Consider the following 17,495-nt stretch of genomic DNA (forward strand, 5'->3'; position numbering starts at 1 on the left):
TATCCGGATTGTAAATTTAAAAGTCTATTTGTTTTAATTTTAGTATAAAATTACAAGTCCGGATCTTAAACGGAATGTATGCTAACGAGCTTTATTTATTGACGAATTAACCGCGTATTTTTACTGTTTTCAAACAGAGCGCGTTCCGTTGAGCGGTATGGATTGATATCTAAGCCACCACGGCGTGTGTAGCGTCCATAAACGGTCAATGATTCAGGTTTACAATGGGTCATAATATCTACAAAGATACGCTCGATGCATTGTTCATGAAATTCATTGTGGTTTCTGTAGGATACAAGGTATTTTAATAAACCTTCCCGGTTTATTTTTTTCCTTTATAGGCAATTTGCACACTGCCCCAATCTGGCTGATTGGTGACGAGACAATTGGATTTTAATAAATCAGAATAAAGGACTTCCTCTACGTCTTCATTGCTGACGGATAAAAAGGATGGCTCAACCATATAAACGGAACATTCTACATCCAGATCATCAATGGATTCACCGGTAAAAGAGTCCTGCAACGTGATGACTTGGGCGCGAGTTAAAGGATGAATACACACTAAAACATCAGCGTTGATACGGGTTTCCAAGTCTCTTTTAATAATGTTTTCTAGCTCCTCAATACTTTTAAATATCGTATTATTGAATGAATTAAAATAAAGTTTTAATGATTTGGACTCAATCAGCATGGGTGAATTGCAATCATAGACAATTTCAGCAATAGCAACCACAGGTTTTCCTTTTTCATTAAGCCAGGACACCTCATAATGATTCCAGCAATCAAATCCTAAAAAAGGAGGATGGGCGGGATCAATACCAATGTCTTGTCGCTTTGCTGCTCTTGGGATAGGGTAGAGTCGATTTGGATTATAGGTTGATTCATAGTCTGACGTTTTACCTAATTCCAATGTATTCCCAATGGAATGTTTTCAAAAACCAAATCATTCATTTTTATTCCCATTGCTCAAAGATATTTTTGCTCATTTTTTTTACGATTATTTTAACGGATACCATAGAGAAAGGCTACTATCCTGTTTTATCCACGATGATCTATTATGATTTTAAACAATTTTTTGGATTAGTTATGACTCTTTATAAAATGGCCGATGGCATTTAATATTTAATAAATACTGCATTTGTTCAGGAACGAGTGTTTCCAATTGCGCAAATTTTCGCAGAAATAGCGTTTAGCGTGCGCTATTGGGTGTTTTTTCCTTTCTGCAGTGCTATATGATAACAGCCGTTCCATAACATAACACTTCAGTTCCCACTTGACCAAGCTCTCCTGTGTCATAGCGCATGGCAATAATGGCATTGGCGCCGAGTTCTTGGGCATGCGCTAACATGAGTTGATAAGCTTCTTCCCGCCCATGCTCACACATTTGTGTGTAGGCACCGATTTTACCCCCAACAATGGATTTTAGTCCCCCCATGAATCCCTGTGCGATGGTTGGAGAGCGAACCACAATTCCTCGAGCAATGCCTAGATATTGTTTGATGGGATGCCCATCAATCGAGTTGCTGGTTGTTACTGGTATAGACATGGTCACATTCCTTGTAAAAATAGCATTTGAGACCCTTAGGATTCTAGTTTCTAAGATTAGCTGAAAATACGTCCATTGTCACAAAAAATAGGGGGTTTATAAATTGCTTATTTTCAGAAAATCAATTGTAATGTATTGTTAATGCAAATTTGCAAATTAGATTCACTTAAAGGTATTTTAATTTAGTTACAATAAGGAAATTATGACTGCAATTGATCTTGAAGCGCATTTTTATACCAAAGCTATCTTTGAGTACCTACGAAAACAGGATACTTTTCCCCGATTGGTGAAAGAAAAAGAACCCGATTCTTACAATCTATGGTTTACTAAACAAATAGCGCTTTTTCAAAGCACCGCTTTTATCAATCAGTTGTGTGATCTTGGTGAAAGTCGGATTAATGCAATGGATAAAGCCGGCATAGATATTCAAGTTCTTAGCTTTTCTTCGCCGGGAATTGATGAATTCGATGCTGATCATAAATTTTCAGGGTCAGCGGCTATAGAATTAAATGATTTGCTTTATGAAACCATCAAACAACATCCGACCCGTTTCCTTGGGTTTGCTACCATTTCTCCTTATGATGTTTCTCAGGGTGTAAGGGAGTTGGAGCGAGCGATTACAAAATTAAAATTTGTCGGTTGGCTTGCTCATTCCAATTTTGGCGAAAATAACTATTTCGATGATAAAAAATATTGGCCATTGCTGGAAGCTGCTGAATCCTTAAATATACCCATTTACCTTCATCCGACAACACCTTTGACCAAAGAATTTGGTCAATATGGTTTTGCGTTGGCAGGACCGCCACTGGGATTTCAGACGGATGTGGCCTTATGCGCCTTGCGTATGATATACGCTGGTGTATTTGATGCATTTCCTAAATTGAAGATTATTCTTGGTCATATGGGGGAAATGCTTCCTTTTTTAATGCCAGACAGAATAGATTGGGCCTATAGCAACCCACAAATATCGAAGTTGCCGGGATTTATTAAGCAACGCCCTGATATTAAACGTATACCATCGCAAGTGATTCTTGAAAATTTTTACGTTACCACCAGTGGTCGTTTTTCTAAAGAGTTGCTGGACTATACATTAAAAATTATGGGTGAACATCGTGTCATGTTGGCAACCGACTATCCGTATGAAAATGCAAATCAATCCATGGATTTTCTTAAGACGAGCGGGCTGTCAGATAGCCTCTATCAGAAAATATGCTCAAAAAATGCTGAAAAACTGGGAATCAAATTACCATCTCAGTCATCAGCATATTCCTGATACGCGAGGTTTGTGCTGATGGTGAATATGGTCTGATTGCATGGATTAAACTAACGTTTCTAAAGATTGCTCAAACATGTCATTGAGTAAAAGCGTAGGATTGGAATGAATTTTGGGGATGCGCATTTGGCTTTGAGAAATGAATTTATGATGCACGCAATGGGTAATAAAAGAAAATAAACCATCGTAGAAATTGCCTACGTTGAGAAATCCCAGCGGTTTATTGACGACTCCAATTTTAATTGCGTCCCAAGTTTCAAATGCTTCTTCCAACGTTCCTAATCCGCCAGGCATGACGATAAAGGCATCAGAGTGTTGTTGCATCATCAATTTGCGTTCTTGCATGTTTTCGGTGATGAACAGCTCATCCAAGGTTTCCAACGGTTCTTCTTGTGCAATGAGATGTTTTGGTATGATGCCAGTAACTTTCCCACCACAATCCAAAACGGTATTAGCTAAAATGCCCATTAGTCCATGGCTTGAGCCACCATATACCAATCTGTAATTGCGTCGAACAAGCTCTTGCCCCATTTGCACGGTGCATTGAGAAAATGCTTGTTCTTGACCAAGGTTAGCACCTAAATAGACACAAATAGATTTCATGGTGAGTCACTGATTAAATAGGGACAGCTTAACATGAATGTTTAGAAAAAGAATACACATTAAAATACTTGGTTAAGACTATTTTATTTATAATTTATGTAAATGGGTCATGAAGATTAAGATAAAAAGACTTACATGGTGAACAGAATATGCATGAGGAAATCTTTAAGACGATCATCCGACAGGAAAATCAATTACTAGCGAGAAAAGAGCCTGTTTCAAATTTAATTGATTTAATTGATGATGAGTTTATGGAAATTGGAAAATACGGTGAAATGCATGACAAAGCAGAAGTTGCTCGCTGGTTGATGAGTGATGAACGCTCAGAATACTATGGTGTTCAGTTTGATGCCAAACAACTGGCTGATGAAGTTATCCTGCTGACGTATATCAGTGAAAACAAAGAAAATCAGGGTGCAAATCGTAAGCAAGTGTTCCGTTCTTCCATATGGCGGTTGCATCAAGGAAAGTGGCGGATGGTTTTTCATCAGGGAACGCCTCTTTCCGGTCAAAAATGAATATTATCAGCATAATGGAGCGCGTTCTTAAGCCCCAGGCGATAACGAAGAATAGTTTTCTATGTCATTTTCCTGGAAATATTGCGGGAATTCAGCGGAAAATGTTTTGAAAAATTCAGTGTCTTTAATTGATGAGGGGAGATTGTGCAAATAATCATTTTCCCGATAATGAATACCTACTTGTTGAGCAACGATCATCACTTCATGAAAACTATGATTGCCACCAGTGGCCAAAAACACGAAGCAGGCAATTGTGTATTGGTGTAATTCCTCTGATGTAAGATTGCCATACAGGTTGGCACCTAATAGTAATGCTCCTGTATGTCCTGAGGGACCTGCCACTTTAGGAATGATTTTTCCAATGGTATTTTTATAAAATACAGAGCCTTGATCAATTGCAAAGCGGTCAAGTGCACGTAGATGAGCGTCTTCACTCATTCCGACAAGTTTATTAAACACGGGATGTCGTGTAATACCTAGTTGCCTGGTGAGAGAAGGGCTGGTATTTATTTCTTTTCTTGCTCGATCTCGAAAAAGAGCATCAGGAAACAGTTGCTTCACCAACGCGGCTTTTCTTGCAGTGATTTCTCGCATGGTGTTTGAGTCAGAAAAATTTATTATTTCATCAAATAGTCTATGAATAAAGACCATATGAATTTGTAAAATTTGACTTAAATTGATTTTGTCACTGCAAAGCACTTCCAGTATTTTTTGCAAGATTATTTCGCCTGTGACAGGAGTGGAGTCTATGGATTTTAAGCGACCATAGTATTTTTCATCTAATAACTCATCAGAGATTATTTTATTTTCCGCAAGTATCTTTAATAGGATTTCTTTATTTTGTGTTATTAGATAGCAAATCGATCCTGATATTTTTTGACTGCAGGGAATAATTCCGGATGGGAAAGAAGTCGGTATGCCAACTGAGATTCAAAAAATTCTTTATGACGCATTTTAATTTCTTGCTGGACTGACTTAAGCTCATCGGTCATGGTTTTTTGCTTTGTTCTAAACATTCAATAACCTAAAATAATTGACTGCATTTTTAATGCCACGCTTGAGTTTGGATAAAAAGACGAGTTATTTTTTAAATAGGGGGTATCCAATCAAGGTAATCTACTGGTTTACATACTTGATTTTCATCAAACTGTAGGCAAGGTTCATAGATTTTACTATGTGTTTTAAAATTTATCAAATAAATAGCACATTAGAAAACTGCATCGATGAAGTGAGAATTAGTGATCTGACGCAATCGCGTGAGCATTAAACTGACTAAAAGCAAACTTTCTAATACACATATCATTGAACCTATGTGACATTTGCTCCAACAATAAATAGCAAACATGACTTAAAAAATTCGCCATATCCAATTGGCAAATAGATAGAAGCTAGATATGAATGGATTAGCCCGCTAAACGTCTTTCTTTTTGCAATCGTCTGCGTTCTTGCCAGCTTTGTATCAGCACGTAAAAAACTGGGACAAATACCACAGCAAGACAAGTAGAAGCCAGCATACCACTGGCTACCGCAATACCAATAGAGCGCCGTGCATTGGCTCCTGCTCCACTGGCAAAGACTAATGGCATGACTCCCATGATGAATGCAAAGGACGTCATTAAAATGGGCCGAAAACGTGTTTTTGCTCCTAGAACGGCTGCTTCTATAATGGATTTATTATGAATGAGCCGTTCTTCACGGGCAACTTCAACAATCAAGATGGCATTTTTGGCGGCTAAAGCAATGAGCAATAATATACCAATTTGCGTGTACATGTTATTAGCCAAGCCTAATAGAGACAGAACCAAGACAGTACCAATTAATGCCAAGGGCACGCTAAGAATGATGGCGGCGGGAGTGAGCCAGTTTTCATATTGCCCAGATAAAATCATATAGACCAAAATCAGCGACAAAATAAAAATAAAGTAACTGAGATTCCCAGCTATCTTTTCTTGATAAGCGGTACTCGTCCATTCGTAAGATACTCCAGCTGGCAATAATTGCTGTGCCAGTTTTTCCATAGTTTGCATGGCTTGTCCCGAGCTGTAGCCCGTTCCTGCCATGCCATTGATACTACTGGAAGGGTAAAGATTGTAAAGGGATATAATCCCAGGACCTACGGCTGGCACCATATCAGTCAGGGTACCCAGCGGCACCATTTCACCGGATTGATTTTTTACATAATAGTTACGTACGTCTTCAATCGTCATTCGTGAGGAGGCATCCGCTTGCACATACACTTGGAATACCTGTCCAAATTTTGTAAAAAGATTAACGTAAGAAGAACCAAGATAGGTTTGTAATGTATCAAAGGCATCGCCAATGGAAACACCTAAAGATTCTGCTTTTGTTCGATTAATAGGGGCTAACAGTTGCGGTACTGAAGAGCGAAAGGAAGTCATTAATTTTTGTACTTCTGGCCATTGAGTAGAGTAATGGATGAGCTGATCTGTGACGTCTTGTAATTTTTTATAATCAAATGAGCCATCTTGTAATTCAACCTGCATTTGGAAACCACCTGACAACCCTAAACCTTGGATCGGTGGGGGTACAACAACCAATACTTTGGCATCGAGTGTTTTTGTAGCAATGTCATTAAATGTTTTATACATGGCCAGCAAATCTTCGTTTTTACCGCGTACACTCCAATCTTTAAACATAACGTAGACAACCCCGGCATTGGCAAGACTTGAGTTATTGTCTAACAGTGAAATTCCATCAATTGCGATGACGTTTGCAACGCCAGCCACTTTCGATGCTTCTTTACTTAGTTTATCTAAAACCGCTTCAGTGCGCTGCAAACTGGCGCCATCCGGCAATAAAACACTTAAAATAACATAGCCTTGGTCTTCGATAGGGATAAAACCGGTTGGAATTCGACTAAGCCCAAAAATTGCGCAAGCAACTAATACAATCCCAATTAAACAAACGCGACCGCTATGGTGCACGAGGCGATCCATAAAACGTACGTATGCTGCTTCTACTGGGTTGTATAGTCGGTCAAAAGTGCGGAAAAAAATATTTTTGGGTTTGTTTTCATCGATCGGTTTAAGCCATAAAGCACATTGAGTAGGTTTAAGAGTCATGGCATTAATAGCACTAATAAATGCAGTCGCGGCAATGACCAAAGCAAATTGCGCATACATTGAGCCAGTTAAGCCCGGCATGAATCCGGCTGGTACAAACACCGCCATAAGCACTAAAGTGATGCCAATAATTGGTCCAAACAATTCTTTCATGGTTTGAATGGCTGCTTCTTTGGGAGGGATGCCTCGCTCGATATGTTGAGTGACCCCTTCAACGATAACGATGGCATCATCCACCACGATACCAATAGCTAATACCAATGCAAATAGAGTCAGCAAGTTAATGCTGTAACCCAGCATAAACATGGCTATGAATGTTCCAATAATGGTTACGGGAACTGTGGTTGCCGGAACCAGGGTTGCCCGAAAATTCTGTAAGAAAACAACAATGACAAGCAAGACTAAAATGCCTGCTTCAAAGAGTGTTTTATATACTTCGTCGACGGATGCTTTGACGAAGATGGTGGTATCAAAAGGGATAGAGTATTGCATTCCCGGAGGGAATTTTTTTGCCATTTTATCTACAGTTTTGCGCACTTCACTGGCGACTTGCAGGGCATTGGCGCCCGGGAGCTGGAATATTCCGATGGCCGCTGTGGGCTTCCCATTCAGTTTGGCAAGTTGACTATAGGTGGAGGAACCAAGTTCCACGCGGCCTACATCACGAACACGTATGATCTGCGCACTACTGCTGGCATTGGCATTCTCATCCGCTTCTGTGGCTTGTGATTTAATAATAATATCGCCAAATTGCTCTGGGTCAGCAAGTTGGCCAGGAACATTGACGGTCAATTGATAGGCCTGCGGGCCAACCGTTGGCGGGTTACCAATTTGCCCAGCAGACACTTCCTTATTTTGATTGCTAATCGCTTCAAGTACTTCACGTGGTGTTAAAGAAAACGCTCGCATTTTTTGTGGGTCAAGCCATATTCTCATAGCGTACGTGCCTGAACCAAAAATAACCACATTTCCTACACCAGGAAGACGTGACAATTCATCTTGCATGTTGATGGTGGCATAATTATTAAGAAATAATCCGTCGTATTCCCCATGCTCAGAGGTTAGAGTAATAAATTGTAAAATGGCCGTGGATTTTTGTTGTACTAAGACACCTTGCTGTTGAACTGGTTGTGGTAGTTGCGCCATGGCTGCTTGCACGCGGTTTTGTACTAACACTTGTGCAAAATTGAGATCAGTTCCAATTGCAAAGGTAACGATTAAATTATAATTGCCGCTATTGGTGCTGGTGGATTGCATGTAAAGCATATTTTCCACCCCATTGACTTGTTGTTCAATAGGAAGCGCGACGGTATTAATTAATGTTTTTGCATCAGCACCTGGGTAATTTGTGGTTACCTGAATGGTTGGAGGAACAATCGCCGGGTATTGTGATACTGGTAAAACTGCAATAAAGATCAAACCAAGAAACATTAGCATTAATGCAATAACGTTTGCTAGTACTGGGCGCTCAATGAAGAATTTAGAAATCATTTATTGCTCCTCATGAAGAGAATTGAGGAGTGACTGGATTGCCAGGTGTGGCATTTTGCAATCCACTAACAATGACATCGTCTTGGGCATCAAGTCCTTTAGTAATCGCCCTCATGCCTTGCTCTAAACCACCAATTTCTACTCGTTTCGTAACGACTATATTATTTTTATCAACCACGAGTAAATAAGGACCAATTTGATCGGATTGAACAGCGGTATCGGGTACCGTTAGTCGTGGTGAGGGTTTACTGATGGCAATGCGTACGTGCACAAAAAGACCAGGTACCAAAGTGTAATTTTTATTAGGGAATAGGGCGCGAAATTCCATCGTTCCGGTAGATGCATTAAGACCGGTATTAACGAAGTCAAGTCGACCTTCATGTGGAAATCCTGCCTCATTCTGCATGCCAACATACACCGGAATTTTATTAATATCAGATGGTTTAAAGCCTCGAGCTCGCGCTGCCGTACGAATTTTAATTAAATCCAGCTCATTGACATTAAAGTACACATAGATGGGGTCAATTTGTTCAATGGTTGCCAAATCAGTCGCTTTGCCGTTGCCGACCAGATTTCCTACGTCAATCAAATGACGACCGATTCGTCCATCAAAGGGAGCTAAAACATGAGTATAGCTATAAGTGATGCCAGCACTATTAGCATTTGCTTCGGCCTTGGCGACGTCTGCCTCGGATTCTTCTTGTTTGGCCAGCCATTTTTGCACGCTGTTTAGAGAAGTCGCATTTTCTTTATACATTTGCTGCTGGCGGGCATACTCTGCTTTATTATAGGCAAGATTCGCTTTTTGGGCAGCGACAGACGCCTGGGCTTCCTTAAGTTGATCCAAATAGGGTTGAGGTTCGATAACAAACAGCTCTTGTCCTTTTTTAACAAAAGTACCGTCGGTAAATTTGATTGCGTCAAGATAGCCTTCAACACGCGCGACTAAATTCACCGAATTATAAGCCACCGTATTGCCTGTTTCTGTGATGTATTCAGCCATCTCAGCTAATATTGGTTTTTTAACAATAACAACCGGAGGTTGTAGCGCTGGGGTAGTACTTTTTGTTTTATGAAACACAATAAAATAAGCAAGAAGAACAACCACAATGATCATGGCAGTGGTTTTTATTAATTTTAATTTTCTATCTTGATTCATGGTCCATCACCAGCTCGGTAAATATAGTTGTTTTATTCTTTGTTCATTGGTCGTAGGCGGCATATGGTTTTGCTGTTGCAACAGATTGCCCCAGTTGGTACGTGTAGCCATTTCCTTTTTAATTTGCTGCGGAACAATATCATTGCAGCCTCGGATTTGCCAACCACCACCTAATGCGCGATACAGCGCCACCAAAGCTTGAGAAACGTCCCCTTTTGCAGTCGTTAATGAGGTTTGTACTTGGAGTTGTTGCCGTTCTACATCAAGTACGGTAGTGTAGTCCGCTTCTCCTTCTTTATAACGGATTAATGCCAATCTTGTGGATTGGATCGCTGAATTGTTAGCAACCGTCAGGGAGCGCTCAGTCTTTTTGGCTTCGAGGTATTTTGTAATGTTGTCCTGTATTTCTTGCTGGGCCTGTAATATTAGGTTGATATACTTTAATAAAGCCTGCTGGAATGCCGCATCCTGTACCCGTACAGAGTTGGTAATTTGGCCATAGTTAAGGAGAGGCCAGTTGAATGAAGGCCCTGCAGTGATGGTGCGATTTGCCCAGTTAAACATATCGCTGATGGATGAATTCCCAATATTCGTTGAAGAAAAAGAAAAGGTTCCAGCTAATGAAAATGCCGGGAAAAGGTTTGCTTTTGTAGCACCTATGGCTTCGGATTGGGCGATAGCTTCCAATCTGGCTTGATAAATATCTGGTCGTTGTACTAGTGTTTCTTTGGGAATGCCAACTTCTACGGTACGGGATGCTTTAGGAATGCTTCGATTTTTCTTGAGCAAAGCATCTACGTCAGTGGGAACAATACCAAGTAAGACACCTAATGTGTCTTTATAATGCTGTAGTTGACTAAGTTGTGTAGGAAGGTTGGCTTGCGTTTGCGCAAGTTCTGTTTGTGCTTGCTGAACGTCTAATAAACTGGTTTGCCCGGCCTTAAAGCGGGACTTGGCAATTTGCAAACTCATGGTTTGCAATTGAATATTTGCTTTTGTTACTTTTATCAATTCTTCGTAAGTACGAATATTAATGTAGGTGCTGGCAATGTCTGCGGTAAGAGTGACCAGGGCGTTATCATACGCTGCAACTGAAGCTAAGAAGGTAGCATCATTTGAGCGAATGGCTCTGCGATATTTTCCCCAAAAATCAAGTTCCCAACTGGCTGAAAAACCTAATGAAGCCGATTCAAAGCTCGATGGCAAGAATGATTGTAATGAACCACCGCCAATGCGTTGATAAGTATAATTGCCAGTCATGGCTTGTTCTTGAGGATAGAGCTCCCCAACGGATTGCGCAAGTTGCGCTCTGGTTTGCAATACCCGAACTCCGGCAATCTGTAAAGATATATTATTTTGATAACCTTGATGAATTAACGAAGTAAGCGTAGGGTCATGAAATACACTCCACCAGTTTGCATTTCTGGTAGGGGCTTCTGTTACAGGCGAATGTTTACGAGTCTGTAACCAGTGATCGGAAACTTTTACTTTCGGCTCTTTGTAATTAGGTCCGACCATACAGGCTGCAAGAAGTAAATAGGAGATGAGTGTTAAAATCTTTAACATGCGCATGAATATCCATAAATATTAAGGACATTAGTACCATTAATTTATTTATCTGCAAATAGGCTTTCGTAGAAAATTTGTTTTTTATCGCCACAAATTAGCATTTTAAGCTACTGGGAATTTGAATTTGCGCCAATTATGGCCGAAATGATTTTAAAATCATCGACATGGCGGGATTGGCTTATCCTAAAATAAGTTTTTTGGGATACAACAGTGAGTCCTAAAGCCATTTTACTAAAAATAGATTATTATTTAATAGTTAGGCTAAAAACAGGTAGTCAATTGAACAAGCCTTATTTTTTACCTCAGGATTAATAGGTCTTTATCTAAAGGCATTTATCCTTGGGATAATGTTTGCAGTAACGTTCTGGTTTATAGAATCCATAATCCATGTGTATGTTTTTCACTCAGGAACGATTGTCTCTCAGTTATTTCCAAAAGACGAAAATGAATTTTGGATGCGAAGTATCATCGCATGTTTAATCATCGTTTTTAGTCTTACCACCGCTCATGTCTGGCATCAAAAAAATTCTTTAAAGAGAAATTTAAAACTTGCTTTGAAAATGTTTGACTCATTAGGAAATGGTATTGTTATAACCAATAAACAAAACAAAATTATATATGTAAATAAAAAATATACAGAAATTACTGGTTATGCCTCTGAAGAAGTGGTTGGAAAAAATCCAAATGTTTTAAGCTCTGGCAGACAAAACAAGGAATTTTATGAAAAAATGTGGTCTATTCTTGAGTCAAAAGGTTATTGGGAAGGGGAAATATGGAATCGTAAAAAATCAGGCGAACTTTTTCCTGAATGGATTAACATCAGCATTATAAAAGATAAGCGTCATACGCCCGCGTACTATGTTGGGGTTTTGACAGATATTTCCTCCAGAAAAAAATTGGATGATATAACTCGTCATTACGCCTATTATGATCCCTTAACCAATTTGCCTAACAGACGATTATTTAAAGAAGAATTGCACCATGAAATGAGGCATGCAAAGCGTAATCAGCAGAAATTGGCTGTTTTATTTATTGATTTGGATGATTTTAAACCCATTAATGATCGATATGGCCACCATGTTGGTGATGAATACCTCATTAAGTTTTCCAAATTTTTAAAAGATCATCTAAGGGAGTCGGATGTTTTATCCAGATTTGGAGGGGATGAGTTTATGATTGTATTACCAAATATACAAACCAGGGAAATTACGGCCATGTTTATTCAAAATCTATTAAATGCCATGAAGGATTCAACCATTCAGCATGAAGAAAGTAAGTTGCCTATCATAGCCAGCATAGGCTACGCGCTGTATCCTGATGATGGAATAGACATTGATGCTTTGATTCACCAAGCTGACATGAACATGTATGAAGAAAAAGCCAAAAAGCAAAAATGATTAAATTAAATATCTTATTCATATCAAAAACATTATAATTCAAAAAATTATATTCAGGTGTATGTCAGATGTACAACAAGTCGCAGCACGGTTTTTCATTGAAAAAATGCATTTTCATTTTATAATGAATTACTAAAACCAATAAGAAGGATCGCATTCATGAAAAAATAACAAAATTGTTTATCGGATTAATGTGCTCTGCGTGTTTATTTTTAAGTGGGTGTAATACGGTGAAGGGGTTTGGAAAAGACGTCTCTCAGGGTGGGCAGGAAATCGAACAGGCGGCCAATAAAGCTTCATCGTCCTTATAAAATTAATATGATTCGTAATCTTTGCTAGATTGAGTATGGCTGTAATTGATTGTCTAATAATAAATGGAGCTAACGATGGAAAAGAAAAAATGGATAAAATAATCAAGTCGGCGATTACAGGCGTTTTGAGTTTAACTGCTGCAGGGGCATTGATGGCGTCTACTCAAGCTATGGCTGCAGAGAAAGGTCAAGAGAAATGCTATGGGATTGCGAAAGCTGGTATGAACGATTGCAATACAGCAACTTCTTCTTGTGCTGGAACCTCCAAGACCGATGGGCAAGCAGACGCGTATGTTCTTTTGCCGGAAGGTGTGTGTAAAAAATAGTTGGTGGTTCGCTTGAAGCTAAAACCAAAAGCTAATGCGATCCCACAGCAGAGCGTTCAAGCCAGTTTCCGGCAGTGTGGGGATTGGCTTGCGCAGTCAACATTATTCAAACTTTCTTGACTCCCTTCCCAATATTGGGTTTTTAGAAGTTCACTGTGAAAATTATTTTGGCCAAGGTGGCAAACCTCTTGTTTGCCTGGAACACATTGCAAACCATTATCCTCTGAGTTTTCACGGCGTAGGTTTGTCTCTGGGATCAACCGATGGGCTCAGTGCCCAACATCTAAGAAAACTTAAAGCATTAATTGACCGCTTTGAACCGATGTTTGTTTCAGAGCATCTTTGCTGGGGCTCCGTGGAAGGAACTTATTTCAATGATTTATTGCCACTGCCTTATACCCCCGAATCTTTGTGGCTGGTCATCAAGCATGTTCATCAAGTTCAGGATTATTTAAAGCGTCCCATCTTAATTGAAAATATTTCTTCTTATTTGGAATATGATCATTCTGTAATCCCTGAGTATGAATTCATGATGGAGATTATCAAGGCAACAGGATGCAGCATTCTCTTGGATGTGAACAATCTGTATGTAAATTCAGTCAACCATGGTTGGGATACAAAGACATACTTGCATCATTTAGCTCCACAAGCAGTTCAGGAAATACATCTTGCTGGATTTACCCAAAAAGTGTTTGATGATGCCTTATTATTAATTGACACCCATGATAAGCCAGTGACCCAGGACGTTTGGATGTTATATGAGCAAAGCTTGCAATATCTTGGCCCAAAGCCTACGTTGATTGAATGGGATGCAAATCTTCCCGATCTTTCCATTCTTTTAGGTGAGGCGGAAAAAGCAAAAAGGATTTTAGACGATGTGTATGCCATCTCTGCATGAGGTACAACACCGGTTTAAACAAGGTGTGTTAAATGAAGATCCAGCCTTTCATGTTTATATTAAAAAAATAAGAGGTTGCATCCTGAACGCTTGTTGCAAGTTTACCGCAATAATTATTACATTAGTTTAACCGAGGCCTTAGAAAACATATATCCACTCACTCAGAAACTTGTAGGTAAGGATTTTTTGCAGCCACAGCCAAAGCTTATATTCGTTGCTATCCTTCTATTTCTGGTGATTTGCATGAGTTTGGCGGCCAATTATCGCGCTTTCTTGATGATTTCCCTCCCACACAAACGCTGCCGTATTTGCCTGAAATAGCACAGATGGAATGGGCAGGCCATCAAGCTTATCATGCAGAAGAAAGTCCCGTTGTTGATTGGCAGATATTGGCTAAAATTCCAGAAGAAAGCTATGGCAAAATTAAACTGCAACTTACTGCCGCCTGTCATCTTTTTGCATTTAAATTTCCTGTATTGGCTATCCGGGATTTTTGTTATGAACCGCATAGCGAGCATTTAAACCTTGATAGTAATGGAGAATATGTTTTAGTCACCCGCAGAAACATGCAAATATATTTTGAAAAATTAACTGCTGGCGAGTATGTTCTGTTATTGGCACTGCAACAAGGAAGACATATGCAAGAAGCATGTTGTATGGCTATAGACACGGAATCAACCGTTGATATTAATATTTTTTTACAAAAGCATTTTATGGCTGGCACATTCCAGAAAATTGATTGGTCATGAGGTAGCTTTATACCGATTTTAGAATAAAAAAGACAAACCAAACGTTAATGAGGTTTCATTGGCTGCTTCTCCGGCACGCCTCTGCATGGTTTTAAATGCACCATAATTTTGAGTGCGTTCGTATTCAGTAAATAAGTTCAGGCCTGGCATCAAACGGTAATAGGGTCGCACAATGTAGCGCATTTGATTTAAACCATTGCCAATCTCCGCTGAGGCTACGGTTTTTGTCGCTAGAATGCTTCGTATGCCTAATCGAATTAAGAAGTTATTGGCCAGGAGTGTGTCACGTGATAATTCCATATCAAGTTTGGCGCTGCCTTTATAAAAATATCCTCTCACGTTGGTGTCAATAAAATAAGGCATTACTCCTTCAATACCAATTCCTGGCTGCCAATAGGGGGTTTTAGCGGGTCGATAGAAATAATTAATACCGCCTTTAACAGCCCAAAATTGACTAATCAAATGCCAATAAAAAACGTCAATGTCGGCATTTTCTATGGCTCCTTTATTAATTTCAGCATCTTCCGTCAAGAATTCAAGCTTATGATAATCGCCACCATATAATCCTTTAAATGTCATTTCCTGGATATTATGGAAAGGATCTTCCCCAACATCGACGAAGTTTGCGCTATATAATCCCTGATGATGTCCAAGAGGATGGTAAACCAGCGAGGGATTAATAGGCATGGTTTCATCTTCTCTGACAATAGCTCGATTCACATAAGGTTGTAATGCCACATAATGCGCTGGTTTTACTTGCCCTTTGACCAGCTCAATAAGCGTTTTATATTGAAACGTTCGTGCCATACCCGCCATCATGTGATAAAGATGATGGCAATGGAAAAACCATTGACCACTGGCATCGGCATCTATGTCTGCCACGGCGGTAGCGCCAGGTGGAACTGAAATGGTATGTAATAGAGGATCATAAGCGCCGTGGCCATTACGAAGAATGAACCAATGCCCATGAATATGCATGGGGTGGCGCATCATCGAGTTATTGGTAAAGATAATTCGATAGCGTTTTCCTGGCTCCAGAGGTATGGGGTTTGCTTTATATTCTGGCAATCCATTAATAAACCAGATAAAACGTTCCATATAACCAAATAATTCCATGTTGATGATTCCATCCACAGGTTTATCAGGATTATTGGTTTTGGCAGCGGCCATTAAGTTTTGATACTTCGTTCCGCTTGTGGTAGCGGTAGAAGAATTTGGAGCTGATATTTTATCACCGATGATGGTTGGTTCGGTTGGCATGGTGTGATGGCTGGTTAATTTGGAGGATGTGTTATGCATCGTTGAATGTAATGATTCTATATTCATGGGAAGGGGATGAGCATGCGTTGTGGTTAAATGCTTCATCTTCTCATGCATGTCCGACATCCCATTAGCCATCATTTCTCGAGTGACAGGCAAAGGTTCGGGAAATGATTTAACCTGAGCATAAGGAATAGGTTGATGCGGGTCAGTGACTAATGCGCCATAAGCTTTTCCACGAGTATCAATGGATTCGGCATAAATAATATAGGGCTTGTTTTTTTGAATACGCACCAAGACGTCATAGGTTTCTCCTGGAGCAATGGTAAAATTTTTAATGGCGTAAGGCTGTATGTCATTGCCTTGAATGTGAACCATTTCCATGGACGTGTCTGGGATTTTAACCCGATAAATGGTACTGCCTGCTGCCCCTATGAAGCGTAAACGCACGATATCACCCACACGCACAGGAGCTGTCCAAGGATGGGATTTAGGTTTGCCATTGAGCAAATAGGCATCATAGGCAACGTCACTTAAATCATAAATACTCATGCGCATGTGTTGCATCATGTTGTAATCACTGATTAGTTTTTTCTTTCGTCAGGAGAGGCTTGACGATAGTCATGAATAAATTTATTGAGCGATGGTTGTAAAGGGAATTTTGGTGAATAGTAATCGCCATCTTTTTTTAAATTGGCGAAAACCGCCTGGGCGGGAGTATTACTCCAATCGGAGAGTATAACCACATAATCTTTGGTGTAATGATAGGGCGGGGGTTGGGGTGCATCAATCAGGAAGGCACCATATAATCCTTCTTGTTCTTGCTCATCGGTATGTGCATGGTACCAATAGGTTCCTCTTTGATAAAGAGTAAATTGATAATGGAAAACACCGCCAGGAGGAATCACCGTTTGGCTGACTCCATGTACACCATCCATTTGCCACGGAACAAGGATACCATGCCAGTGGATTGAAGTTCCCTTATCCAAATGATTGTGTACATGAATAATGACACGATCACCCTCTTTAAAGTGTAAGGTGGGTCCAGGAATTTGATGATTGACTGCAATGGCTTTTCTTGTTTCTCCTGCGAAATGAACCGTTTTATAGCTGATGTCCAAATTGATAATACGTTCGGTTCCAGCAAAAATAGGTTTTTTCAACTCAGTAGAGCTGATGTTTTTTTTAGATTGCGCAGATTGGGGAGTTGATGTTACCGAAGAGGTGGATGCTTGCATTGGAGTGCGATGATGTTCATGTTGTGCAACCAAAGGAGTGCTTACACTGATGAAAAAACAAATCGCAAGAGATT

The 17,495-nt window shown here is 39.8% G+C and carries 15 protein-coding genes and 2 pseudogenes; 8 read left to right on the forward strand and 9 right to left on the reverse strand.

The window, feature by feature from the left end:
- Window positions 1–95: 95 nt before the first annotated feature.
- Both queF and LOA_RS06660 read right to left on the reverse strand, forming a co-directional pair.
- Window positions 96–922: pseudogene (gene queF / locus LOA_RS06650) on the reverse strand (NADPH-dependent 7-cyano-7-deazaguanine reductase QueF).
- A 306-nt stretch (window positions 923–1,228) separates the two neighbouring features.
- A complete protein-coding gene (locus tag LOA_RS06660; RefSeq protein WP_025385655.1) occupies window positions 1,229–1,546 on the reverse strand; it encodes a YbjQ family protein in 318 nt (105 codons plus the stop codon).
- A 202-nt stretch (window positions 1,547–1,748) separates the two neighbouring features.
- Between LOA_RS06660 and LOA_RS06665 the strand changes: the two genes are divergently transcribed.
- The gene (locus LOA_RS06665; RefSeq protein WP_035894046.1) at window positions 1,749–2,819 is read left to right on the forward strand and encodes an amidohydrolase family protein; all 1,071 of its coding nucleotides are present in this window, start codon (window positions 1,749–1,751) and stop codon (window positions 2,817–2,819) included.
- A gap of 45 nt (window positions 2,820–2,864) precedes the next feature.
- Here the strand turns inward: LOA_RS06665 and LOA_RS06670 are convergent, their stop codons facing one another.
- A complete protein-coding gene (locus LOA_RS06670; protein WP_025385657.1) occupies window positions 2,865–3,422 on the reverse strand; it encodes an LOG family protein in 558 nt (185 codons plus the stop codon).
- Window positions 3,423–3,571: 149 nt separating this feature from the next.
- On the opposite strand from LOA_RS06670, the gene LOA_RS06675 reads away from it, so the two are divergent.
- Window positions 3,572–3,940, forward strand: a complete 369-nt coding sequence (locus tag LOA_RS06675; RefSeq protein ID WP_025385658.1) for a nuclear transport factor 2 family protein — start codon at window positions 3,572–3,574, stop codon at window positions 3,938–3,940.
- A 27-nt stretch (window positions 3,941–3,967) separates the two neighbouring features.
- On the opposite strand, the gene LOA_RS06680 is transcribed toward LOA_RS06675, so the two are convergent.
- The 5 genes from LOA_RS06680 to LOA_RS06695 form a co-directional block, all read right to left on the reverse strand.
- Complete coding sequence (locus LOA_RS06680; RefSeq protein WP_025385659.1) at window positions 3,968–4,657, reverse strand: hypothetical protein; 690 nt, start codon at window positions 4,655–4,657, stop codon at window positions 3,968–3,970.
- A 131-nt stretch (window positions 4,658–4,788) separates the two neighbouring features.
- Window positions 4,789–4,956 carry a hypothetical protein gene (locus LOA_RS14700; protein WP_158423031.1) on the reverse strand — a complete coding sequence of 56 codons (168 nt, stop codon included), beginning with the start codon at window positions 4,954–4,956 and terminating at the stop codon, window positions 4,789–4,791.
- 387 nt (window positions 4,957–5,343) lie between these two features.
- Window positions 5,344–8,514, reverse strand: coding sequence for an efflux RND transporter permease subunit (locus tag LOA_RS06685; protein WP_025385660.1), 3,171 nt, complete (start codon window positions 8,512–8,514; stop codon window positions 5,344–5,346).
- 10 nt (window positions 8,515–8,524) lie between these two features.
- The gene (locus LOA_RS06690) at window positions 8,525–9,673 is read right to left on the reverse strand and encodes an efflux RND transporter periplasmic adaptor subunit (protein WP_025385661.1); all 1,149 of its coding nucleotides are present in this window, start codon (window positions 9,671–9,673) and stop codon (window positions 8,525–8,527) included.
- A gap of 6 nt (window positions 9,674–9,679) precedes the next feature.
- Window positions 9,680–11,239: an efflux transporter outer membrane subunit gene (locus tag LOA_RS06695; protein WP_025385662.1), complete on the reverse strand. Its 1,560-nt coding sequence runs from the start codon at window positions 11,237–11,239 to the stop codon at window positions 9,680–9,682.
- A 458-nt stretch (window positions 11,240–11,697) separates the two neighbouring features.
- Here LOA_RS06695 and LOA_RS06700 point away from each other — a divergent pair, with 458 nt between their 5' ends.
- From LOA_RS06700 to LOA_RS06715, 6 genes are all read left to right on the forward strand, one after another.
- A complete protein-coding gene (locus LOA_RS06700; RefSeq protein WP_158423032.1) occupies window positions 11,698–12,639 on the forward strand; it encodes a sensor domain-containing diguanylate cyclase in 942 nt (313 codons plus the stop codon).
- A gap of 191 nt (window positions 12,640–12,830) precedes the next feature.
- On the forward strand, window positions 12,831–12,950 hold the full coding sequence (locus LOA_RS14175; RefSeq protein ID WP_081726637.1) for an entericidin A/B family lipoprotein: 120 nt from the start codon (window positions 12,831–12,833) through the stop codon (window positions 12,948–12,950).
- Window positions 12,951–13,039: 89 nt separating this feature from the next.
- Entirely contained in the window at window positions 13,040–13,276 is a 237-nt protein-coding gene (locus tag LOA_RS06705) for a BufA1 family periplasmic bufferin-type metallophore (RefSeq protein ID WP_042239241.1), read from the forward strand.
- Between the two features lie 34 nt (window positions 13,277–13,310).
- On the forward strand, window positions 13,311–14,174 hold the full coding sequence (bufB, locus tag LOA_RS06710; protein WP_025385664.1) for an MNIO family bufferin maturase: 864 nt from the start codon (window positions 13,311–13,313) through the stop codon (window positions 14,172–14,174).
- A 75-nt stretch (window positions 14,175–14,249) separates the two neighbouring features.
- Window positions 14,250–14,495 carry an HvfC/BufC family peptide modification chaperone gene (locus LOA_RS16200; RefSeq protein WP_081726638.1) on the forward strand — a complete coding sequence of 82 codons (246 nt, stop codon included), beginning with the start codon at window positions 14,250–14,252 and terminating at the stop codon, window positions 14,493–14,495.
- The gene (locus tag LOA_RS06715; protein ID WP_025385665.1) at window positions 14,414–14,923 is read left to right on the forward strand and encodes a hypothetical protein; all 510 of its coding nucleotides are present in this window, start codon (window positions 14,414–14,416) and stop codon (window positions 14,921–14,923) included. Before LOA_RS16200 ends, LOA_RS06715 begins: the two co-directional genes overlap by 82 nt.
- 18 nt (window positions 14,924–14,941) lie before the next feature.
- Here the strand turns inward: LOA_RS06715 and LOA_RS06720 are convergent.
- A pseudogene (locus LOA_RS06720) lies at window positions 14,942–17,421 on the reverse strand (multicopper oxidase domain-containing protein).
- Window positions 17,422–17,495: the final 74 nt, after the last annotated feature.

Origin of the sequence: Legionella oakridgensis ATCC 33761 = DSM 21215 (genome assembly GCF_000512355.1) — a bacterium.
GTDB classification, from domain to species: domain Bacteria; phylum Pseudomonadota; class Gammaproteobacteria; order Legionellales; family Legionellaceae; genus Legionella_A; species Legionella_A oakridgensis.

Bases quoted from the DNA above. Each gene is read 5' to 3' on its own strand.
- LOA_RS06660 (WP_025385655.1), bottom strand. From the start codon at position 1,546: ATGTCTATACCAGTAACAACCAGCAACTCGATTGATGGGCATCCCATC.
- LOA_RS06665 (WP_035894046.1), top strand. From the start codon at position 1,749: ATGACTGCAATTGATCTTGAAGCGCATTTTTATACCAAAGCTATCTTT.
- LOA_RS06670 (WP_025385657.1), bottom strand. From the start codon at position 3,422: ATGAAATCTATTTGTGTCTATTTAGGTGCTAACCTTGGTCAAGAACAA.
- LOA_RS06675 (WP_025385658.1), top strand. From the start codon at position 3,572: ATGCATGAGGAAATCTTTAAGACGATCATCCGACAGGAAAATCAATTA.
- LOA_RS14700 (WP_158423031.1), bottom strand. From the start codon at position 4,956: ATGTTTAGAACAAAGCAAAAAACCATGACCGATGAGCTTAAGTCAGTC.
- LOA_RS06685 (WP_025385660.1), bottom strand. From the start codon at position 8,514: ATGATTTCTAAATTCTTCATTGAGCGCCCAGTACTAGCAAACGTTATT.
- LOA_RS06690 (WP_025385661.1), bottom strand. From the start codon at position 9,673: ATGAATCAAGATAGAAAATTAAAATTAATAAAAACCACTGCCATGATC.
- LOA_RS06695 (WP_025385662.1), bottom strand. From the start codon at position 11,239: ATGTTAAAGATTTTAACACTCATCTCCTATTTACTTCTTGCAGCCTGT.
- LOA_RS06700 (WP_158423032.1), top strand. From the start codon at position 11,698: ATGCGAAGTATCATCGCATGTTTAATCATCGTTTTTAGTCTTACCACC.
- LOA_RS14175 (WP_081726637.1), top strand. From the start codon at position 12,831: ATGTGCTCTGCGTGTTTATTTTTAAGTGGGTGTAATACGGTGAAGGGG.
- LOA_RS06705 (WP_042239241.1), top strand. From the start codon at position 13,040: ATGGATAAAATAATCAAGTCGGCGATTACAGGCGTTTTGAGTTTAACT.
- bufB (WP_025385664.1), top strand. From the start codon at position 13,311: ATGCGATCCCACAGCAGAGCGTTCAAGCCAGTTTCCGGCAGTGTGGGG.